Annotated in this window: 14 protein-coding genes; 9 read left to right on the forward strand and 5 right to left on the reverse strand. The window is 71.3% G+C overall.

The features are described 5' to 3' along the window. The first annotated feature begins 205 nt into the window (after positions 1-205). Positions 206-847: a carbonic anhydrase gene (locus AB0D44_RS16150; RefSeq protein WP_362590456.1), complete on the forward strand. Its 642-nt coding sequence runs from the start codon at positions 206-208 to the stop codon at positions 845-847. A gap of 140 nt (positions 848-987) precedes the next feature. On the opposite strand, the gene AB0D44_RS16155 is transcribed toward AB0D44_RS16150, so the two are convergent. Continuing rightward, positions 988-1,986 carry an L-threonylcarbamoyladenylate synthase gene (locus AB0D44_RS16155; protein ID WP_362590458.1) on the reverse strand — a complete coding sequence of 333 codons (999 nt, stop codon included), beginning with the start codon at positions 1,984-1,986 and terminating at the stop codon, positions 988-990. Between the two features lie 431 nt (positions 1,987-2,417). Between AB0D44_RS16155 and AB0D44_RS16160 the strand changes: the two genes are divergently transcribed. From AB0D44_RS16160 to AB0D44_RS16190, 7 genes are all read left to right on the forward strand, one after another. Further along, positions 2,418-4,400 carry an amino acid transporter gene (locus AB0D44_RS16160; RefSeq protein ID WP_362590461.1) on the forward strand — a complete coding sequence of 661 codons (1,983 nt, stop codon included), beginning with the start codon at positions 2,418-2,420 and terminating at the stop codon, positions 4,398-4,400. Between the two features lie 491 nt (positions 4,401-4,891). Beyond that, entirely contained in the window at positions 4,892-4,981 is a 90-nt protein-coding gene (gene kdpF / locus AB0D44_RS16165; protein WP_360623224.1) for a K(+)-transporting ATPase subunit F, read from the forward strand. A gap of 4 nt (positions 4,982-4,985) precedes the next feature. Further along, a complete protein-coding gene (gene kdpA, locus AB0D44_RS16170) occupies positions 4,986-6,689 on the forward strand; it encodes a potassium-transporting ATPase subunit KdpA (protein ID WP_362590466.1) in 1,704 nt (567 codons plus the stop codon). Then, a complete protein-coding gene (kdpB, locus tag AB0D44_RS16175) occupies positions 6,686-8,794 on the forward strand; it encodes a potassium-transporting ATPase subunit KdpB (protein ID WP_362590469.1) in 2,109 nt (702 codons plus the stop codon). The genes kdpA and kdpB overlap by 4 nt, the downstream gene beginning before the upstream one ends. Before the next feature lie 5 nt (positions 8,795-8,799). Next, positions 8,800-9,516, forward strand: coding sequence for a potassium-transporting ATPase subunit C (locus AB0D44_RS16180; protein ID WP_362590472.1), 717 nt, complete (start codon positions 8,800-8,802; stop codon positions 9,514-9,516). 120 nt (positions 9,517-9,636) lie between these two features. Further along, entirely contained in the window at positions 9,637-12,180 is a 2,544-nt protein-coding gene (locus tag AB0D44_RS16185) for a sensor histidine kinase KdpD (RefSeq protein ID WP_362590475.1), read from the forward strand. A gap of 506 nt (positions 12,181-12,686) precedes the next feature. After that, entirely contained in the window at positions 12,687-14,177 is a 1,491-nt protein-coding gene (locus tag AB0D44_RS16190; RefSeq protein ID WP_362590556.1) for a SulP family inorganic anion transporter, read from the forward strand. A gap of 38 nt (positions 14,178-14,215) precedes the next feature. Here the strand turns inward: AB0D44_RS16190 and AB0D44_RS16195 are convergent, their stop codons facing one another. Further along, the gene (locus AB0D44_RS16195; protein WP_362590478.1) at positions 14,216-14,671 is read right to left on the reverse strand and encodes an Lrp/AsnC family transcriptional regulator; all 456 of its coding nucleotides are present in this window, start codon (positions 14,669-14,671) and stop codon (positions 14,216-14,218) included. A gap of 118 nt (positions 14,672-14,789) precedes the next feature. On the opposite strand from AB0D44_RS16195, the gene AB0D44_RS16200 reads away from it, so the two are divergent. Further along, positions 14,790-15,791: an asparaginase gene (locus AB0D44_RS16200; protein ID WP_362590559.1), complete on the forward strand. Its 1,002-nt coding sequence runs from the start codon at positions 14,790-14,792 to the stop codon at positions 15,789-15,791. A gap of 174 nt (positions 15,792-15,965) precedes the next feature. Here AB0D44_RS16200 and meaB read toward each other — a convergent pair whose 3' ends face one another. The 3 genes from meaB to AB0D44_RS16215 are packed head-to-tail and all read right to left on the reverse strand — an operon-like array spanning position 15,966 to position 21,020. After that, positions 15,966-16,946 (reverse strand): methylmalonyl Co-A mutase-associated GTPase MeaB, encoded by a 981-nt coding sequence (gene meaB / locus AB0D44_RS16205; protein ID WP_362590481.1) that lies wholly within the window; start codon positions 16,944-16,946, stop codon positions 15,966-15,968. A 10-nt stretch (positions 16,947-16,956) separates the two neighbouring features. Next, complete coding sequence (gene scpA / locus AB0D44_RS16210) at positions 16,957-19,158, reverse strand: methylmalonyl-CoA mutase (protein ID WP_362590484.1); 2,202 nt, start codon at positions 19,156-19,158, stop codon at positions 16,957-16,959. After that, complete coding sequence (locus tag AB0D44_RS16215; protein WP_362590486.1) at positions 19,155-21,020, reverse strand: methylmalonyl-CoA mutase family protein; 1,866 nt, start codon at positions 21,018-21,020, stop codon at positions 19,155-19,157. The genes scpA and AB0D44_RS16215 overlap by 4 nt, the downstream gene beginning before the upstream one ends. Positions 21,021-21,631: the final 611 nt, after the last annotated feature.

Here is a 21,631-nt window from a genome sequence, read left to right on the forward strand (position 1 = left end):
GCGATGTCGCCCGAATGGACCCGGCAACCCCAGCCGTCTCCACCACCGAGCCGACCGCTGCTGCCCTTGAGCCGGGCCGCTCTCCGCCGCGCGGGGAGGGTCCGGGCCGAGGCCGCCCTCAGCCGTCGTCCGGGACTGTCGGCGGGCTGCGGCGGGGCTCACCCCTCCTGGCGCGGTGACCTGGGCCTCGTCGTAGTCTGCGACCATGACTGACACCTCGATGCCGACTCCCGCGCAAGCCTTCGAGATGCTGCTGGCCGGCAACCAGCGATTCGTCTCAGGAGCACCGGAACACCCCAACCAGGACGCCGCACGCCGCTCCGAAATCGCACCGGCCCAGAACCCCTTCGCAGTGCTCTTCGGCTGCTCGGACTCGCGTCTGGCCGCCGAGATCATCTTCGACCAGGGGCTCGGCGACCTGTTCGTCGTCCGTACCGCAGGCCACGTGACCGGGCCGGAGGTGCTGGGCAGCATCGAGTACGGGGCAAGCGTGCTGAACTGCCCCCTGGTGGTCGTCCTCGGCCACGACTCATGCGGCGCGGTCGCGGCCACCCGCGCCGCCGTAGAGGACGGGGTAGCCGCGCCCGGGTACGTACGGGACGTCATCGAGCGGGTCACCCCCAGCGTGCTGGCCGCCCGTGCCGTCGGGCTGACCGAGGACAGCGACGTCATAGCCGAGCACGTACGGCACACCGTCGACCTGCTGCTGGACCGCTCCCGGGTGCTGGCCGACCAGGTGAAGGCCGGACAGACCGCCGTGGTGGGCCTCTCCTACCGGCTGGCCGACGGCAGCGCCCACCTCGTGACCACCCGCGGCCTCGAGGTCACCGTCGACTCCGCGTCGTGACGGGAGCTCCGCCGGCCGTTGCACAGCCGCGTCACGCCGTGCACGGCACACGGAGCCGGTCACGGTCCCTGTCCCGTACTCCGTGCCGACCGGGCCGCCCCTACAGCGGATGCGCGGGGACCACGGGTGGGGAATCGTGATCACTGACGAGGGGCGTTACCGGTGGAGGAAGGCCGGGGCCCGGCGGCGCGACGCAGCCGGTTGGCGATCGCGAGTCCCAGCCCCTCCTCCACCGGCAGGGACGCGACGATGAGGTCGCACCCCCGCTCGTCGAGTTCGCGCAGGAACCCGTACAGCCCGCGGGCGTAGGCTGCCAGCGAACCGGGGACCGCCACCACGGCGTGCGCCTTCACCGGAGCGTCGGCGAAGGAGGCAGGGAGGAAGACGCCGACCCGGTGCCCCAGCTCCTGCGCGAGCTCCGCTTCGGCGACGACCTTCTCGGGCTCGACGAGGACGACCCGCGCCCGCGGCGCGTAGTGCGACGGGTGCTGGCCCGGCACCCGGACCCGGCTCGTCGAAGGGACCGCAAGCGGATACCCCAGCACCGCTTCGAGGTCCTCGCGCGTCACCCCGCCGGGCCGCAGGACGCTCGGGATCTCACCCGTGACGTCGACGATGGTCGACTCGACGCCGACCTCGCAGGGGCCGCCGTCCAGGACGAAGTCGACGGCGTCACCGAGCTCGGCACGGACGTGGTCCGCCGTGGTGGGGCTGACCGAGCCGAAGCGGTTGGCGGACGGGGCCGTGACGCCACCGCCGAAGGCCGACAGCAGTGCGCGTGCGACAGGATGGTCGGGCACGCGTACGGCCACCGTCTCCAGACCGCCCGTCGCTTCGAGGGGCACCCGGCGCCCGCGCCGCAGGACCAGCGTCAGCGGCCCGGGCCAGAAGCGTTCGGCCAACAGGCGCGCGGTCGCGGGCACGTCCTCGACCCAATCGCCCAGCTGCTCCGCGCCGCCGATGTGAACGATCAGGGGGTGGGAGGGCGGACGTCCCTTGACCTGGAAGATGCGTGCGACCGCCGCGGGATCCTCGGCGTTGGCGCCCAGGCCGTAGACGGTTTCGGTCGGGAAGGCCACCAGGCCTCCGGCGCGCAGCACACCGGCTGCCTTTTCGATGTCACTGGTTCTTGCCGTCACCCTCGCAATCCTTCCACTGATCCGCACCGCACATGGCGTGGTTCCGTCGACGCATGACAAATGAACCAAGGCCGACGGCACCGCGTGAGCCCGGACGCACGATAGCCGTCACGGCAGCGCCGGGGAGCCCTGCCCGCGGACTGCGGGCGTAGTCGGCCGGCGGAGTCCGAGCGCGGCGGCGGGTGGGGCGACGGTACCGAGGCACCGTCGCCCGTCGCCCGTCGCCCGTCAGTCGGTGTGGGTCCGCTTGGGTAGCAGGAGCATCAGCGCCCACATCACCGCGAGGGCGGCTACGACGTACCAGACGCTGCCCGCGAACGGGTGCCGTCGTGCGCCGACCGGCTCGGCTCAGGACGCATACTCAGTGATCGTGTCGTATCGCCGGATCCGGTCGGTGAGCTGCGTTGATGACGGGAAGGCAGGTGGGGGACATGGAGGAAGCCGACGAACCGCTCGTCCCGGAGGTCGTGGAGAGCCCCGCCCTACGGGCCGAGCCCAGTGGCCCTTTCGCGCGGTGGCTGCTGCACCACCAGGTGCAGCCGGTCGGACCCGCGGCGGGTGAGGGACACGTCGAGCCGCATGCCTGGTGGAAGGTGATGTGCCTGACCGGCGTCGACTACTTCTCCAGCCTGGCCTACGTTCCGGCGATCGCAGCGTTGGCCGCCGGTGCCGTCTCACCCTTGGCGACCCTGCTGATCGTGGCGCTGACCCTGCTGGGCATGCTGCCGATGTACCGGCGTGTCGCGAAGGAGAGCCCGCACGGGGCCGGGTCCGTGGCGATGCTGGAGGACCTGCTGCCGTTCTGGCGGGGCAAGCTGTTCGTGCTGGTCCTGCTCGGTTTCGTCGCCACCTCGTGGATCATCACCATTACGCTGTCCACCGCGGACGCCTCCGTCCACGTGGTGGAGAACCCCTTCTTTCCCGCGGCCCTGCACGGCCACGAGGTCGCCCTGACCGTAGCGCTGCTGCTGGTCCTCGGCGGGGTGTTCCTCCTCGGGTTCAGCGAAGCCGTCAAGGTGGCCATCCCCCTGGTGGCCGTGTTCCTCGCGCTCAACGCCGTCGTCATCGTCGTCGCCCTGACCGACGTGTTCAGCACCCCGGAGGCCGTTTCGGCCTGGACCGACGCCCTCGCCGAAGGCGGAGGCGGCTTCGGCGACCTCGTAGGGCCGGCCCTGCTCGCCTTCCCGCTGCTGGTCCTGGGCCTGTCCGGGTTCGAGACCGGGGTGAGCATGATGCCGCTGGTGGCCGCGGAGGGCACGGACGCCGAACAGCGGCTGCGCTCCCGTATCCGCAACACCCGCCGACTGCTCACCGCCGCGGCGCTCATCATGAGCGTGTACCTGCTGGCCGCGAGCTTCGTGACCACCGTCCTCATCCCCCACGAGCAGTTCGAGCCGGGAGGCGCGGCCAACGGCAGGGCGCTGGCCTGGCTGGCCCACGAGCACGTCGGGGAGGCGTTCGGCACCGTCTACGACATCAGCACCATCCTCATCCTGTGGTTCGCCGGTGCCTCAGCGATGGCCGGGCTGGTCAACATCGTGCCCCGCTATCTGCCCGGCTACGGCATGGCACCGGAATGGGGCCGCGCGGTCCGCCCGGTCGTGATCGTCTACACCGCCGTGTGCATCGTCATCACCATCGCCTTCGACGCCGACGTCGACAAGCAGGCCGGCGCCTACGCGACCGGCATCCTGGCCATGATGGTCTCCGGCGCGTTCGCCGTCACCGTCTCCGTCGCCCGCCGCCGCCGGCGCGCCGCCGCCGTGGGCTTCGCCGTCCTCACTGCCATCCTCTTCTACGCCCTGATCGCCAACATCGTCGACAAGCCCGACGGCATCACCATCTCCGGCATGTTCATCCTGGGCATCATCATCGTCTCGCTGGTCTCACGCGTCTCCCGCACCACCGAACTGCGCGCCGACCGCATCGTCTTCGACGCCGACGCCCGCCGCTTCCTCGCCGACACCCTGGCCCACGACAACGCCATCAACATCATCGCCAACCGGCGCCAAGCCGGCGACGAAGCCGAGTACGCGGCCAAGGAGCACGAGCAGCGCGGCACCAACCCCGTCCCCGGCCGCGCCGACGTGCTCTTCCTGGAAATCGACGTGGTCGACCCCTCCGACTTCAGCGACACCCTCACCGTCCAGGGCGTCCAAGTCGGTACCCACCGCGTCCTGCGCGCCGAGGCCCCGGCCGCCCCGAACGCCATCGCGGCCATCCTTCTCGCCCTGCGCGACACCACCGGGGTCAAGCCGCACTGCTACTTCGCCTGGGCCGAAGGCAGCCCGCTGCTCCACATGTTCCGCTACTTCCTCCTCGGCCGCGGCGACACCGCCCCCGTCACCCGCGAGATCATCCGCAGCCACGAACCCGACCCCGACCGCCGCCCCGGCATCCACGTCGGCGGCTGAGTCATCCTGCCGGGTACGGCCGAGACCACCCCCGGCGGCGGGAACGGGCAGGAACCCACCTGCAGCGTCGCCGAGTCCCCGGTGCCAGACGCGTGACATGGCCCCCGGACGGCGGACGGCGGACGGCGGACGGCAGACGCGTGCGGCTGCCGTGCCGGGTGCGGCCGCTGCACGTGACCGGCAGCCCCGATGCTGGCGTACGCCGTGAGCAGGCCCGCAGGGTGGCTGCCGTCCTGGCCGCGGGCCGGCGCGGCCCCGCACGGCGGGCTCCGGCGTCAGAGTTCCGTCAAGGGTTTCCCGGTGCCCGTATGGACCTCGTCAAGGTCGCTCAACGCGGGGCAGCGGAGGGGATGAGATGTTCCTCGGCCAGACGGCCGAATCCATTTCATCACTTCATCCCAGGAGCTCACGATGGCCGATCTGGCCTTCGTCGTCACCACGGTCGCGGTCTTCGCGCTGGTGGCATTCATCGCCCGAAGGGTGGCGAAGCTGTGACCGTCGAGAACATCGTCGGCCTCGTGGTCGCCGTCGCCCTGCTGGGGTACCTCGTCCTCGCCCTCGTCAAGCCGGAGAGGTTCTGAGCAGATGAGTCCCCAAACCGCCGGCGTGCTCCAACTGCTCGCCCTGATCGGCGCCCTGGCCCTCGTGTACCGCCCGCTGGGTGACTACACGGCGCGGGTCTACTCCTCCGAGAAGCACTACGCGCCGGAGAAGTGGATCTACAAGGCCATCGGCGCGAACCCGACTGCCGAGATGCGCTGGTCCGCCTACCTGCGTGGGGTGTTGGCCTTCTCCGCAGTGAGCGTCCTCTTCCTCTACGGCCTGCAGCGCCTGCAGGGCAGCCTGCCGGGCTCGCTCGGCTTCGCCTCGATCGACCCGGACCAGGCGTTCAACACCGCCGCCTCCTTCGTGGCGAACACGAACTGGCAGTCGTACTACGGCGAGCAGGCCATGGGCCACGTCCTGCAGACCGGCGGCCTGGCCGTGCAGAACTTCGTCTCCGCGGCCGTCGGCATGGCCGTCGCGGTGGCCCTCGTACGGGGCTTCGCCCGCCCCCGAGCTCTCGGCTCCGCTCGAGCAGGGGGGACCCCCGTGCGTAGCGGCGAGCTGGGCAACTTCTGGGCCGACCTGGTCCGGGGTGTGGTCCGGATCCTGCTGCCCGTCTCGGTGGTCGGCGCGATCATCCTGGTCGCCTCCGGCGCGATCCAGAACTTCGCCGGAATCCACGGGGTCGGGCAGTTCATGGGCGGCTCGCAGCAGTGGAACGGCGGCGCGGTGGCCTCGCAGGAGGTCATCAAGGAGCTGGGCACCAACGGCGGCGGCTACTTCAACGCCAATTCCGCCCACCCCTTCGAAAACCCCAACCCGTTCTCCAACCTCTTCGAGGTCTTCCTGATCCTGGTGATCCCGTTTTCCCTGACCCGGGCCTTCGGCACGATGGTCGGCAGCGTCAAGCAGGGCTACGCGATCCTCGCCGCCATGGCGGTCATCTGGATCGGCTTCACCGCTCTGATGATGTGGACCGAGTTCGCCGGCAAGGGCCCGGCCTTCGAGGTCGCCGGTGGTGCGATGGAGGGCAAGGAGACCCGGTTCGGGATCGGCGCCTCGGCGATCTTCTCGGTCGCCACCACGCTGACCTCGACCGGTGCGGTCAACTCCTTCCACTCCTCGTACACCGGCTTCGGCGGCGGGATCCAGCTGCTGGGCATGCAGCTGGGGGAGATCGCGCCAGGCGGTGTCGGCTCCGGCCTGTACGGCATGCTGATCATGGCGATCATTGCGGTGTTCATCGCCGGCCTGATGGTCGGCCGCACCCCGGAGTACCTGGGCAAGAAGATCGGCACCCGGGAGATCAAGTTCGCGGCCTGCTACATCCTCGTCACGCCCGCTCTGGTACTCGGCTTCACCGCCGCGGCGATGGCGCTGGACACCCCTGCCCACTCGATGACGAACTCCGGCGCGCACGGGTTTTCCGAGATCCTCTACGCCTACACCTCGGGCGCCAACAACAACGGCTCGGCCTTCGCCGGCCTGAACGCCGACACCCAGTGGTTCAACTCGACCATCGGCATCGCGATGCTGCTGGGCCGGTTCCTGCCCATGGTGTTCGTCCTGGCCCTGGCCGGCTCGCTCGCCGAGCAGAAGCCCGTTCCCGAGACGGCGGGAACCCTGCGCACCGACAAGCCGCTCTACGCCGGCCTGCTCGTCGGCACGATCCTCATCGTCACCGGTCTGACCTACTTCCCCGCGCTCGCGCTGGGTCCGCTTGCTGAAGGGCTCGCCTCATGAGCACCATCACTCCCACCCGGGCGCCGCACCATGACACGCCCACGGGTCACAAGCCCACCGGACGAGTCGGTGGTGGACTCTTCGATCCCAGACAGCTGCTGAAGTCCTTCCCGGACGCGATCCGCAAGCTCGACCCGCGCGTGATGGTCAAGTCGCCGGTCATGTTCGTGGTCCTGATCGGCTCGGTCGTCACCACAGCGCTGGCGATCAAGGATCCGACGGACTGGTTCGGCTGGGCGATCACGGTCTGGCTGTGGCTGACCACGGTCTTCGCCAACCTCGCGGAGGCCGTCGCCGAGGGCCGCGGCAAGGCACAGGCCGACACCCTGCGCAAGGCCAAGACCGACTCCGTCGCCCGCCGCCTGACGAAGGACGGCCCCGGCGAGGAGCAGGTCCCCGGTACCGAGCTGCGGATCGGCGACCTGGTGGTCTGCGAGGCCGGCGACATCATCCCCGGCGACGGTGACGTCGTCGAGGGCGTCGCCTCGGTCGACGAGTCGGCGATCACCGGCGAATCCGCACCCGTCATCCGCGAGTCCGGCGGCGACCGCTCGGCCGTCACCGGCGGTACGAAGGTGCTCTCCGACCGCATCGTCATAAAGATCACGACCAAGCCCGGTGAGACCTTCATCGACCGGATGATCAACCTGGTGGAGGGCGCGGCCCGCCAGAAGACGCCCAACGAGATCGCCCTCAACATCCTGCTCGCGTCCCTGACCATCGTCTTCCTGCTCGCGGTCGTGACGCTGAAGCCGTTCGCCATCTATGCAGGGGCCGACGAACAGACCTCGATGATCGTGCTGACCGCGCTGCTGGTCTGCCTGATCCCCACCACGATCGGTGCCCTGCTCTCCGCCATCGGCATCGCGGGCATGGACCGGCTCGTGCAGCGCAATGTGCTCGCCATGTCGGGCCGGGCCGTCGAGGCGGCCGGTGACGTCTCCACCCTGCTGCTCGACAAGACCGGCACCATCACCCTGGGCAACCGGCAGGCCGCCGAGTTCGTGCCGGTCGAGGGCACCACGCAGGCGGAGGTCGCCGACGCCGCGCAGTTGTCCTCGCTGGCCGACGAGACCCCCGAGGGCCGCTCCATCGTGGTCCTCGCCAAGGAGAAGTACGGCCTGCGCGAGCGCCACCAGGGCGAGCTCGCCCACGCCGCGTGGGTGGCCTTCACCGCCCAGACCCGCATGTCGGGTGTCGACGTGGACGGGAAGAAGATCCGCAAGGGCGCGGCCGGCTCGGTCACAGCCTGGGTGAAGGAGCAAGGCGGGCTGGTCTCGGATGAGGCGGGCTCCCTTGCCGACACCATCTCCGAGGCCGGCGGCACCCCGCTGCTCGTGGCCGTCGAGGACGCGGAGGGCGCCCGGATCCTGGGGGTCATCCACCTGAAGGACGTGGTCAAGGAGGGCATGCGGGAGCGGTTCGAGGAGCTGCGCCGCATGGGCATCAAGACGGTCATGATCACCGGCGACAACCCGCTGACCGCCAAGGCCATCGCGGAAGAAGCGGGCGTCGACGACTTCCTCGCCGAGGCCACCCCCGAGGACAAGATGGCCCTCATCAAGCGGGAGCAGGCCGGCGGCAAGCTCGTGGCGATGACCGGCGACGGCACCAACGACGCCCCGGCGCTCGCGCAGGCGGACGTCGGCGTGGCGATGAACACCGGCACCTCGGCCGCCAAGGAGGCCGGGAACATGGTGGACCTGGACTCCAACCCCACCAAGCTCATCGAGATCGTCGAGATCGGCAAGCAGCTCCTGATCACCCGGGGCGCGCTGACCACCTTCTCCATCGCCAACGACGTCGCGAAGTACTTCGCGATCATCCCGGCCATGTTCGCGGTCGCCTACCCGGGCCTGGACAAGCTCAACATCATGGGCCTGGCGTCCCCGGAGTCCGCGATCCTGTCCGCCGTCGTCTTCAACGCGCTGATCATCATCGCCCTCGTACCGCTCGCCCTGAAGGGCGTCCGGTACCGGCCGACCAGCGCCGACAAGATGCTCCGCCGCAATCTCGGCCTCTACGGCCTGGGCGGACTGATCGCCCCGTTCATCGGCATCAAGATCATCGACCTGCTCATCTCCCTCATCCCTGGCATCGGGTGACCGCAATGAACACTTCCGTATCCAGCGCAGCACGGCTGCTCGTCGCCGGCCTGCGGGCCCTGCTCGTCCTCACGGTCGTCTGCGGCGTGCTCTACCCGCTCGCCGTCACCGGCGTCGCCCAGGCCCTCTTCCACGACAAGGCCAACGGCTCCGAGATCAAGGACGCGAGCGGCAAGGTCGTCGGCTCGTCCCTCGTCGGACAGACCTACAACCTGCCCAAGAAGGACCCGGGCGATGCCGAGGAGGCCGCCGAGCCGGACCTGAAATGGTTCCAGCCGCGGCCGTCGAACGGTCTGGGCAGCAACAGCGTGAACACCCAGTACTCGCTGATCCTGTCCGGCGCCACCAACCGGTCCGCCGACAACGGCGCGGTGGGCGGCACGTGCACCAAGGACGCCGAAGAGGGCACCCTCTGCGCACAGGTCGTCGCCGCCAAGGACGCAGTCGTTGCGGACAACTCCACGGGCACCTACAAGGTCAGGCCGGAGGACGTGCCGGCAGATGCCGTCACCTCCTCCGGCTCCGGCCTGGACCCGCACATCTCCCCGGCCTACGCCCAGCTCCAGGTGCACCGCGTCGCCGACCGGAACGAGCTCGACGTCCAGCAGGTCGAGAAGCTCGTCAAGGACCACACCGAGGGCCGCACCCTCGGCTTCCTGGGCGAACCTCGCGTCAACGTCCTCGAGCTCAACATCGCGCTCAAGGCTCTGACCGGTCTTTAATGGTCCATACCTCACGGACCGCCGGACAAGGGGACCTGATCGTCTGGTCCGCAGTGCCTCAGGCGCCTCACGCACCTCATGCACCTCAGGCACCGCACGCACATGAAACGAGTCGGACTCATGGGACGCGGCAAGCTCCGCATCTACCTCGGCGCGGCGCCGGGCGTCGGCAAGACGTACGCGATGCTTTCCGAAGCGCACCGCCGGATCGAACGCGGCACCGACTGCGTCGTCGGCTTCGTCGAGCACCACAACCGGCCGCGTACCGAGGTGATGCTGCACGGGCTGGAGACGATCGAGCGCCGCGAGCTGGAGCACCGGGGGGCAATGTTCACGGAGATGGACGTGGACGCGGTCCTCGCCCGCCGGCCCGCCGTGGCCCTGGTGGACGAGCTGGCGCACACCAACGTGCCGGGCTCCCGGAACGCCAAGCGCTGGCAGGACGTGGAGGAGCTGCTCCAGGCGGGCATCGACGTGGTCTCCACCGTCAACATCCAACACCTGGAGTCCCTGGGTGACGTCGTGGAGACGATCACCGGGGTTCGGCAGCGCGAGACCGTGCCCGACGAGATCGTCCGGCGGGCCGACCAGATCGAGCTGGTCGACATGTCCCCGCAGGCCCTGCGCCGGCGCATGGCCCACGGCAACATATACAAGCCCGACAAGGTCGACGCGGCCCTCTCCAACTACTTCCGCCCCGGCAACCTCACCGCGCTGCGCGAGCTGGCCCTGCTGTGGGTCGCCGACCGCGTCGACGAGTACCTCCAGGAATACCGGGGCGAGCACAACATCCGCACCACCTGGCAGGCCCGCGAACGCATCGTCGTCGGTCTCACCGGCGGCCCTGAGGGCCGGACGCTCATCCGGCGGGCCGCCCGGCTGGCCGAGAAGGGCGCCGGCGGAGAGGTCCTGGCGGTCTACATCGCCGCCAGCGACGGACTGACCTCCGCCTCGCCCAACGAACTCGCCGTCCAGCGCACCCTCGTCGAAGACCTCGGCGGCACCTTCCACCACGTCATCGGCGACGACGTCTCCGACGCCCTCCTGGAGTTCGCACGGGGGGTCAACGCCACCCAGATCGTGCTCGGCGTCAGCCGCCGCAAACCCTGGCAGTACCTCTTCGGGCCGGGCGTGAGCGCCAGCGTGGCCCGCGAGTCCGGTCCCGACCTCGACGTCCACCTGGTCACCCACGACGCCGCCGCCAAGGGCCGCGGCCTGCCCATGGCCCGCGGGGCGCGGCTCGGACGCGGGCGCATCATCCGGGGCTGGATCACCGGAGTCGTGGGCCCGGCGCTCCTGACGCTCCTGCTCAGCCAGGTCGTTCCCGAGATCGGCCTCGCCAACGACATGCTGCTGTTCCTGACCCTCACGGTCGCGGCCGCGCTGCTCGGCGGCCTGCTCCCGGCCCTCGCGTCCGTGGCCGTCGGCTCCCTGCTGCTGAACTACTTCTTCACGCCACCCCTGCACCAGCTGACGATCTCCGACCCGCGCAACATCGTCGCCATCGTCATCTTCGTCGGCGTGGCCGTCTCCGTCGCCTCCGTGGTCGACCTCGCCGCCCGGCGCACCCACCAGGCCGCGCGCCTGCGCGCCGAATCCGAAACCCTCTCCTTCCTCGCCGGCAGCGTCCTGCGCGGCGAGGACTCCCTCGAAGCCCTCCTGGAACGGCTGCGCGAGACCTTCGGCATGGAATCGGTGGCCCTGCTGGAGCGCACGAGCGAGGTCGACCCCTGGGTCTGTGCGGGCGCTGCCGGAGCCGACCCCCTCGGCCGCCCCGAGGACGCCGACGTGGACATGCCGATCGGGGAGAACATGGCCCTGGCCCTCTCCGGCCGGGTCCTGCCCGCCGAAGACCGGCGGGTCCTCGGCGCCTTCGCCGCCCAGGCCGCGGTCGTCCTCGACCGCCAGCGTCTCCTCAGCCAGGCCGAGGAGGCCCGCCGGCTGGCCGAGGGCAACCGCATCCGCACCGCCCTGCTCGCCGCCGTCAGCCACGACCTGCGCACCCCGCTCGCCGGCATCAAGGCATCCGTCTCCTCACTGCGCTCCGACGACGTCGAATGGACCGAGGAGGACCGGGCCGAACTCCTCGAAGGGATCGAGGAAGGAGCCGACCGGCTCGCCCACCTCATCGGGAACCTCTTGGACATGTCCCGGCTCAACACCGGCACCGTCGTCCCCCTGATCCGGGAGACCGACCTCGACGAAGTCGTTCCGATGGCCCTGAGGGGCGTACCCGAGGACAGCGTGGAACTCGACATCCCCGAGACACTGCCCATGGTCGCCGTCGACCGCGGACTCCTGGAACGCGCGGTCGCCAACATCGTCGAGAACGCCGTCAAGTACAGCCCGGACGGGCAGCCCGTCGTGGTCACCGCCAGCGTCCTGCACCACCGGGTCGAGCTGAGGATCGTCGACCGGGGCTCGGGCGTCCCCGACGGGGCCAAGGACCGCATCTTCGAGCCCTTCCAGCGCCACGGCGACGCCCCGCGCGGCGCCGGCGTCGGGCTGGGCCTCGCCGTCGCCCGCGGCTTCACCGAGGCCATCGGCGGCACCCTGACAGCCGAGGACACCCCCGGCGGCGGCCTCACCATGGTCCTCACCCTGCCGACGGCGGGCGGCGCGACACCCGTGACCCCCGAACTCCCCACCTCGGCCGTCAGCTGAACCATCGGGCCCGCTGTGCGACGTGCAGCTCCCGGACTACACCCCCCAGCGTCTCCGGCCGGTGCGACCGCTTCGACGTCTCCTTCGGCGCGGCGCAGCTCGCCCCCTCCGAGCCGGCAGGCTCAGCGCAGCTGGTCTGCGCAGCTGAGGGTAGAGTTTCCGGTGGCGAGGGTGGCGTTCCGCGCGCTCGCCTTCGTCGTGTCGGGGCCGATGGCGCCCCCGGCCCCGGCGAAGATCCGATGCTTGCAGGAGATGCGCGTGCGCGAGCCCATGACGCCCGGCGTCGCCGCCTGCCCGCCGTGACGCTTCGCCGCCGGAGATGAGCCCGGCCGCGCTGCCGCGCCGGCTCCTCTCCGCTCCCCTCCCGATGTCCGGCTCCGCACCTGTCGGAGCCGCCCCGCGCGGTGCCGGCCCGGCTGCCGCGTCCTCCCGTACGCCCCGGTCTGCCGCAGGGGTGTGCCCGAGCACGACAGGCTCCCCCTCCCTTGTCTTCCGCTGCCACAGCTCTGTCCCCGGTCGCGCGCCTGCACGGCCTGAAGCCCGACTGGATCGGCGACCCGAAGGTCTGGCGCACCGAGGTCCTCGCGGGCCTGGTCGTGGGCCTCGCGTTGATCCCCGAGGCGATCTCGTTCTCGATCATCGCCGGCGTCGACCCCGCCATCGGCCTGTTCGCCTCGTTCACCATGGCCGTGACCATCGCGGTCGTCGGCGGCCGGCGGGCGATGATCTCCGCCGCCACCGGCGCGGTGGCCCTGGTCATCGCCCCGCTGAACCGGGAGCACGGCTTCGGCTACCTCGTTGCCGCCGTCATCCTCGCCGGCGTCTTCCAGATCGTCCTGGGCGCGCTCGGGGTGGCCAGGCTGCTGCGGTTCATCCCGCGATCGGTAATGATCGGCTTCGTCAACTCCCTGGCCCTCCTGGTCTTCCTGGCCCAGGTCCCGGAGCTGCGGGACGTGCCCTGGCCGGTGTATCCGATGGTCGTCGCCGGGCTGGCGCTGATGGTGTTCTTCCCGAAGATCACCACCGTGGTTCCCGCGCCGCTCGTCTCCATCGCGATCCTGACCGTCGTCACCGTGGCCGCCGGCATCGCGGTGCCGACCGTCGGAGACAAGGGCCCACTGCCCTCTTCCCTGCCCGTGCCGGGCCTGCCCGACGTGCCGTTCACGCTGGACACGCTGACGACCATCGCCCCGTACGCGTTCGCCATGGCGCTCGTGGGCCTGATGGAGTCGCTGATGACCGCGAAGCTCGTCGACGACATCACCGACACCCGGTCGAACAAGACCCGCGAGTCCATCGGCCAGGGCATCGCCAACCTCGTGACCGGCTTCTTCGGCGGTATGGGCGGCTGCGCCATGATCGGCCAGACGATGATCAACGTGAAGGTCTCCGGCGCGCGCACCCGCCTGTCCACCTTCCTCGCGGGAGCGTTCCTGATGGTGCTGTGCATCGTCTTCGGTCCGGTCGTCTCCGACATCCCCATGGCGGCCCTGGTCGCGGTGATGGTCATGGTGTCGTTCGCGACCTTCGACTGGCACTCCATCGCCCCCAGGACCCTCGCGCGGATGCCCGCCGGCGAGATCGCCGTCATGGTGATCACCGTCGCCTGCGTCGTCGCCACGCACAACCTCGCCATCGGCGTCGTCGTCGGCTCGGTCACGGCCATGGTCGTCTTCGCCAAGCGCGTCGCCCACCTCACCGACGTCACCGCAGTGGTCGACCCCGACGGAACCACCGTCGTCTACCGGGTCACCGGAGAGCTGTTCTTCGCCTCCGCCAACGACCTCGTCGGCCGGTTCCAGTACGCGAGCGACCCCCAGAGGGTCGTCATCGACCTGTCCGGGGCCCACGTCTGGGACGCTTCCTCCGTCGCCGCCCTGGACGCCATCGCGTACAAGTACGCCCAGCGCGGCAGGACCGTCGAGATCACCGGCCTCAACGCCCCCAGCGCGCATCTCCACGGCAGGCTGAGCGGCGAGCTCGCCGCCGGCCGCTGACGGCCACCGGCGCCACCCCGGCCCCGGGCGCAGTGGTTTCAGCGGGCGACCGGGAGGCCCGTCGGTTCCTTGATGCGTTTCATGATGATCTGGGAGTTGACCTCGGTGACGCCGGAGAGGGCCGTGAGCTTTTCGATCCACAGGCGTTCGTAGGCGCGGAGGTCTGCCACGGCGATGCGCAGGAGGCAGCCGGGGCTGCCGAAGAGGCGGTAGGCCTCGATGACGTCGGGGATGTCCTGGAGGGCCGCCTCGAAGGCCTCGACGGCCTCGCGGTCGCGGCGGACCTCCACCGAGACGAGCACCTCGAAGCCGCGGTCCACCGCTTCGGGGGAGATCACGGCGCGGTAGCCCTGGATCACGCCGTCCTGCTCCAGCTGGCGGACCCGGCGCATGCAAGGGGAGGGGGTCAGTCCGACCCGCTGGGCGAGTTCCTGGTTGCTCAGGCGGCCGTCTGCCTGGAGCTCGCGCAAGATATCGCGATCGATGGAGTCCATTGCGCAATTATCGCGTAGTGATTGTTGCAGCCGCGGCGGAAGAAGCAATCGCGTTGCGCGTAGATCTCTCTATCATTGCCGTTTCAGTACATACGTGCGAGGAGAGGTGGCCGCGGCCATGGGGCGGATCGTCGTCATCAGCACCGGCGGGACGATAGCCAGCCGTTGGCAGGGCTCGGGGTTCGCGGCGGACGCCGACGGCCGTGAGGTCATGGCCACCGCGCCGCTGCCCGAGGGCATCACCGTCGAGGTCGTGGACCTGTTCAGCGTGAACAGCCCGCGGCTCACCACCGCCCACCAGCTCACCCTGCTGCGCACCGTGCACGAGGTCTTCGACGACCCCGGCGTCGACGGCATCGTCGTCACCCACGGCACGGACACCCTGGAGGAGTCGGCGTTCCTCGTCGACCTGCACCACCACGACGCGCGCTCCGTGGTGTTCACCGGCTCGCAGCGGCCCATGGGCACCGCGGACGGGGACGGACCGGAGAACCTGTACGACGCGCTGCTCACCGCCGCCACCACGCGGGGGCTGGGCGTGCTGATCGCCTTTGCGGGGCGGGTGCATGCCGCGCGGGGCACGGTGAAGACGCAGGCCGTGGCGCTGGACGCGTTCGCCGACCCCTCGCAGGAACTGCTCGGGAAGATCGGCTTCGGCAAGGTCGCGATGCTGCGCACGCCCCAGCGGTCCGCGCCGCTCGCGCTGCCGGCCATGCCGGAGCTGCCGCCGCGCGTGGACGTGGTGGTGCACCACGCGGACGGGGACGCGGTGCTGCTGAACGCCGCGGTCGCGGCCGGGGCGCGGGGTGTCGTCCTCGTCGGGACGGGCGCGGGCAATGCGACGCCGGAGATCGTGGACGCGGTGAAGGACGCGGTCGGGCGCGGGGTGCTGGTTGCGCTGACCACGCGGGTGATGGCCGGGCCCGTCACCGAGATCTACACGCACGGTGGGGCGGTGGACCTGGTGGCGGCGGGAGCGGTGCCGACGGGGACGCTGCGGGCGGGGCAGGCGCGGATCGCCGTGCTGTCGGCGTTGCTCGCGTCCGAGGACGTGGCTGAGCAGACCCGGGTTCTGCGGGAGGTTCTGGGGGCGCCGGGGGCGGTGCTGGTCGGGGCGTAGCCCCCTGCGGCCGGGCCGGCCTTCGGGGCTCCGCCCCGGGCCCCGGGCCTCGAGCGCCGGCGGGCTGGATGTGGCTGGGCTGGGTGTGTGCGTGCTGCCCGGGGGGTTTCGGGGCTCCGCCCCGGGCCCCGGGCCTTCGAGCGCCGGCGGGGCTCGAGGCCCCGCCGGCGCATGTCAGGCGCCGAACGCCGCCAGGATCTGGTCCGCCGCCGAGGTCGGGGTCACCGTGCCCGCGCGGACCGAGGCCTCCAGGGTGGGGGCCAGGGCGCGGACGGACGGGGCTGCGCGGAGGCGGTCCAGCAGTTCGTCGCGGACCATCGACCAGGTCCACTCCACCTGCTGGGCCGCCCGCTTCGCCGTCAGGCGGCCGTTCGCGTCCAGCAGGACGCGGTGCTGCTCGAGGCGGTTCCAGATCTCGTCGAGGCCCGCCGACTCCCGTGCGCTGCACGTCAGCACCGGCGGGGTCCAGGCTGCGTCCGCCGGGTGCATCAGGCGCAGTGCGCCCGACAGTTCGCGGGCGGCGGCCTTCGCGTCGCGTTCGTGCGGGCCGTCGGCCTTGTTCACCGCCAGGACGTCGGCCAGTTCCAGGACGCCCTTCTTGATGCCCTGGAGCTGGTCGCCCGTGCGGGCCAGGGACAGCAGGAGGAAGGAGTCGACCATGCCCGCGACCGTGGTCTCGGACTGGCCGACGCCGACCGTCTCGACGAGGACCACGTCGTAGCCCGCCGCCTCCATGACGATCATCGACTCGCGGGTGGCCTTGGCGACCCCGCCCAGCGTTCCCGCCGAGGGCGAGGGCCGCACGAACGCCGCCGGGTCCACCGACAGGCGCTCCATCCGCGTCTTGTCGCCGAGGATGGAGCCGCCCGTGCGCTTGGAGGACGGGTCCACCGCCAGGACGGCGACCCGGTGGCCCAGCCCGGTGAGCATCGTGCCGAACGCGTCGATGAAGGTGGACTTGCCGACCCCGGGCACCCCGCTGATCCCGATCCGGCGCGCCTTCCCCGCGTGGGGGAGGAGCTCCGTCAACAGGGCCTGCGCCAGCGCCCGGTGGGCGGGCAGGGTGGACTCGACGAGGGTGATGGCCCGCGCGATGAACGCGCGTTTCCCGTCGAGCACGCCCTTCGCGTACGCCTCGATGTCGATCTTCGGCACCGGCGGCCGCCTACAGCTCGTGGCCCAGGTCCGCGGCCAGCCGCGTCACCAGGTCGTGCGCCGCGTCGGGGATCACCGTTCCGGGCGGGAACACCGCCGTCGCGCCCATCTCCAGGAGCGTCGGCACGTCGGCCGGCGGGATGACCCCGCCCACCACGATCATGATGTCCTCGCGGCCCTCCTCCGCCAACTGCTCGCGCAGCGCCGGTACGAGGGTCAGGTGGCCGGCCGCGAGGGAGGAGACGCCCACGACGTGGACGTCGGCCTCGACGGCCTGGCGGGCCACCTCCGCCGGGGTCTGGAACAGCGGGCCGACGTCCACGTCGAAGCCCAGGTCGGCGAAGGCGGTCGCGATCACCTTCTGGCCGCGGTCGTGCCCGTCCTGGCCCATCTTGGCGACCAGGATGCGCGGACGGCGGCCTTCCGCCTCCTCGAACCGGTCGACGAGCGCACGGGTGCGCTCCACGGACGGGGACTCGCCTGCTTCGGTGCGGTACACACCCGAGATCGTACGGATCTGGCTCGCGTGCCGCCCGTACACCTTCTCGAGTGCGTCCGAGATCTCACCCACCGTGGCCTTGGCGCGCGCCGCGTCCACCGCGAGGGCGAGGAGGTTGCCCTCCAGGCCGTGGCCCGCGCCCCGCTCCGCCGCGTTCGTCAGCGCACGCAGCGCGTCCTGCGTGACCGCCTCGTCGCGCTCCTCGCGCAGCCGCCGCAGCTTGGCGATCTGCTGGGCGCGCACCGAGGAGTTGTCGACCTTCAGGACGTCGATCGCCTCGTCGGTCTCCACGCGGTACTTGTTGACACCGACCACCGGCTGGCGGCCCGAGTCGATCCGGGCCTGCGTGCGGGCCGCGGCCTCCTCCACGCGCAGCTTCGGGATGCCCGCGTCGATGGCCTGCGCCATGCCGCCGGCCGCCTCGACCTCCTCGATGTGCTGCCAGGCCCGCCGCGCCAGGTCGTACGTCAGCTTCTCGACGTACGCGCTGCCGCCCCACGGGTCGATCGACCGGCAGGTCCCCGACTCCTGCTGGAGCAGCAGCTGGGTGTTGCGGGCGATGCGCGCCGAGAAGTCCGTCGGCAGCGCGAGCGCCTCGTCGAGGGCGTTGGTGTGCAGCGACTGGGTGTGGCCCTGCGTCGCCGCCATCGCCTCGATGCACGTACGCGTCACGTTGTTGAACACGTCCTGCGCGGTCAGCGACCAGCCCGAGGTCTGCGAATGGGTGCGCAGCGACAGCGACTTGGCGTTCTGCGGGTCGAACTGCTTGACCAGGCGCGCCCACAGCAGGCGGGCGGCGCGCAGCTTCGCGACCTCCATGAAGAAGTTCATGCCGATCGCCCAGAAGAAGGACAGGCGCGGCGCGAACGCGTCCACGTTCAGCCCGACCGCCTGGCCGGCGCGCAGGTACTCCACGCCGTCGGCGAGGGTGTACGCGAGCTCCAGGTCGGCCGTGGCCCCGGCCTCCTGGATGTGGTAGCCGGAGATGGAGATCGAGTTGTACCGCGGCATCTTCTGCGAGGTGAACGAGAAGATGTCGGAGATGATCCGCATCGAGGGCTTGGGCGGGTAGATGTAGGTGTTGCGGACCATGAACTCTTTGAGGATGTCGTTCTGGATGGTCCCGGCGAGCTTGTCGGGGGAGACGCCCTGCTCCTCCGCCGCCACGATGTAGAGCGCGAGAACGGGCAGCACCGCGCCGTTCATCGTCATCGACACCGACATCTTGTCCAGCGGGATCCCGTCGAACAGCTGCCGCATGTCGTAGATCGAGTCGATCGCCACGCCCGCCATGCCGACGTCACCGGTCACGCGCGGGTGGTCGCTGTCGTAGCCGCGGTGCGTCGGCAGGTCGAAGGCCACCGACAGGCCCTTCTGGCCGGCGGCCAGGTTGCGCCGGTAGAAGGCGTTCGACTCCTCGGCCGTGGAGAACCCGGCGTACTGGCGGATCGTCCAGGGCTGGTTGACGTACATGGTCGGGTACGGGCCGCGCAGGTACGGGGCCACGCCCGGGTAGGTCCGGAGGAAGTCCAGGCCCTCCACGTCCCGGCCCGTGTACAGCGGCTTGACGCCGATGCCCTCGGGGGTCTCCCACAGCAGGTCCGCGGCCGCGGTGCCGGTGGACTCCTTCACCGCGGAGCGCCACTGGTCCTCGGACACCCCGGCGGCGGCGGTGGGGCCGAGCGCCAGCTCGGAGAAATCGGGGATGCTCATGCGGGCACTCCCATCCGGTCGAGTACGGAGGACAGCACGGCGACGGCGTCACAGCCGGCGAAGACGTACTCGTCCACGGAAGCCTCTGCGGTGCCCGGCTTGCCGGCGAGGAACACGGTCGTGGCGCCCGCCGCGCGCAGGGCGGCGGCCACCGCCCCGGCCTGCTCCTCGTACAGCGCGTCGCTGGAGCAGAGCACGGCCATGCCGTCCGCGCCGCTCGCGGCGTAGGCCGCGGCGGCCGTCTGCGCGTCCACGGAGACCGGGTCGTGCACCGGCTCGATACCGCCCGCCTGGAACAGGTTCGAGGCGAAGGTGGCCCGCCCGGTGTGCGCGGCCGCCGGGCCGAGCGCGGCGAGGAAGATCCTCGGCCGGGCGCCGGTGGCGGCCAGGTGCGCGTCGCTGCGGGCGCGCAGGGCCTCGTACGCCTCGTCGCGCCGGACGCGCGGCAGACCGCCGGCCGGCGCCGGGGGAGCGCTCTCGCGGACGACCGGCTTCTCCGACAGCAGCGGGAACTCGCTGACACCCGTGATCGGTTCGCGGCGCTTGGCCAGCTTCTTCGAGCGGGCGGCCCAGGTGGCGGCGAGCCGCTCGGCGACCAGACCGGAGCGCAGGGCGGCGGCCTGGCCGCCGGCCTTCTCCAGGGTCTGGAAGAACGCCCAGGCCGCGTGCGCGAGTTCGTCCGTGAGCCGCTCGACGTAGTACGAGCCGCCCGCGGGGTCGATCACGCGGGCCAGGTGCGACTCCTCCAGCAGGATGGTGGAGGTGTTGCGGGCGATCCGGCGCGCGAAGGCGTCCGGCAGGCCCAGCTCGTGGTCGAAGGGGAGCACGGTGACCGAGTCGGCGCCGCCCACGCCCGCGGCCATGCACGCCACGGTGGTGCGCAGCATGTTCACCCACGGGTCACGGCGGGTCATCATCACCGGCGAGGTCACCGCGTGCTGGAGCTGGGCGCCCGCCGCCGGGGCCCCCGAGGCCTCGGCGACGCGGGACCACAGGCGGCGCGCGGCGCGGAGCTTGGCGATGGTGAGGAACTGGTCGGCCGTGGCCGCGTAGCGGAACTCCAGCTGTCCCAGGGCGTCTGCGGTGCTCAGGCCGGCCCCGGTGAGGGCGCGCAGGTACGCGACACCGGTGGCCAGCGACAGGGCCAGCTCCTCGGCGGCGCTCCCGCCGGCCTCGTGGTACGGCAGGGCGTCCACGGTCAGGGCGCGGACCCCGGGCCAGCCGGCGGCGGCCTCCAGGGCCAGCTCCACGGCGCCCGCCGGGTCCAGTGCCTCACCGGTCCGGGCCTCGTGGCCCAGCGGGTCGGCGCCGAGGGAGGCCCGGGCGGCCTCGGGGGAGACGCCGCGCTCGGCGTACAGGGCGAGCAACGCGCGGGCGGCGTCGGCGTATTCGGCACCGGCGTCCAGGGCGACGGGGGCGAGGTCCAGGTAGACCCCCTCCAGCGCGCGCGAGAGGCCGTCGACGGGGATGCCGCCGCGGCCCGCGGTCAGCCAGAGGGAGGTGACCCCGTTCTCGAGGTCGGCGAGGACCGCCTCGTTCAGGCGCGCCGGATCGGTGCCCACCATGCGCTGGCGTACGTCCCAGCCGTTCGCGGTGGTGCCCTCCGGCCTGCCGCCCCGTACGAAGGGGGCGAATCCGGGGAAACCGGTGTCGGACGCCGTCCCGTCGGGGGGCGCGGTGTACAGCGGACGGGTGGTGAGCCCGTCCTCGAGTGGTGTGGACAACGCTTCTTCAGCGGCCTCGCCGGAGGCTTCCTTGCCCGACTTGCGCAGTACGCCCTCTACAAGGCGCTGCCACTGCTCATGCGTCGCGTCAGGGAACTCGGCGGCCAGGGAGAGCCCGTCGTCAGGCAGGACCGTCATGGCCTCGAATGTAGGGGAGGACACTCAAGCGGCACTATACCGACGAGTGTGATCTCGCCCTCTCATCTGAGCGGCGAGGATCATGGAACAGCTGGCTGAGCAGCACCGTTGCGGTCGTTGCGGGAAGGGGGGCCGGATCCGCATGGGGGACGGGTGCGGTTGCTGCCGGGGCCGCCGGATTGAAGAGATCCCACAGAAGGGCCGCGGCGGGAGCCGTGGTCTCCCCGGGGTGGGGGAGGCTCGGGCCGGCGGCTGCGGCGGCTGCGGCGGCTGCGGCGGCTCCGGTGGCTCGGGCGGCTCCGGTGGCTCGGGTGGCTCGGGCAGTTCCGGCAGTTCCGGCGGCTCGGGCAGTTCGGGCAGTTCCGGCGGCCCCGGCGGCTCGGGCGGCTCCGGTTGCAGGTACGGCCGGCGGGCGCCCGGAGTTCCCGGCGTGGGTCCGGCGTGGCGGCCGCGTTGCAGGGCTATGAAATCCGGCCACTGTTTTCGGCCGCCGGGGAGTGTGGGTGCGCTGCGGCCGGTTCCGGCGAAGCCCCAGGTCACAGGGGGCGTGCGGAGGTCGCCGCGGGCTTCGGCCGGGGTGTCGCCGGGGGTGTTCGGCGGGGGTTGACCAG

This window comes from Streptomyces sp. NPDC048349 (assembly GCF_040651925.1).
Taxonomy (GTDB): domain Bacteria; phylum Actinomycetota; class Actinomycetes; order Streptomycetales; family Streptomycetaceae; genus Streptomyces.

Coding starts and splice junctions, on each gene's coding strand:
- AB0D44_RS16150 (WP_362590456.1), top strand. CDS start 206: ATGACTGACACCTCGATGCCGACTCCCGCGCAAGCCTTCGAGATGCTG.
- AB0D44_RS16160 (WP_362590461.1), top strand. CDS start 2,418: ATGGAGGAAGCCGACGAACCGCTCGTCCCGGAGGTCGTGGAGAGCCCC.
- kdpA (WP_362590466.1), top strand. CDS start 4,986: ATGAGTCCCCAAACCGCCGGCGTGCTCCAACTGCTCGCCCTGATCGGC.
- kdpB (WP_362590469.1), top strand. CDS start 6,686: ATGAGCACCATCACTCCCACCCGGGCGCCGCACCATGACACGCCCACG.
- AB0D44_RS16180 (WP_362590472.1), top strand. CDS start 8,800: ATGAACACTTCCGTATCCAGCGCAGCACGGCTGCTCGTCGCCGGCCTG.
- AB0D44_RS16185 (WP_362590475.1), top strand. CDS start 9,637: ATGGGACGCGGCAAGCTCCGCATCTACCTCGGCGCGGCGCCGGGCGTC.
- AB0D44_RS16195 (WP_362590478.1), bottom strand. CDS start 14,671: ATGGACTCCATCGATCGCGATATCTTGCGCGAGCTCCAGGCAGACGGC.
- AB0D44_RS16200 (WP_362590559.1), top strand. CDS start 14,790: ATGGGGCGGATCGTCGTCATCAGCACCGGCGGGACGATAGCCAGCCGT.
- scpA (WP_362590484.1), bottom strand. CDS start 19,158: ATGAGCATCCCCGATTTCTCCGAGCTGGCGCTCGGCCCCACCGCCGCC.
- AB0D44_RS16215 (WP_362590486.1), bottom strand. CDS start 21,020: ATGACGGTCCTGCCTGACGACGGGCTCTCCCTGGCCGCCGAGTTCCCT.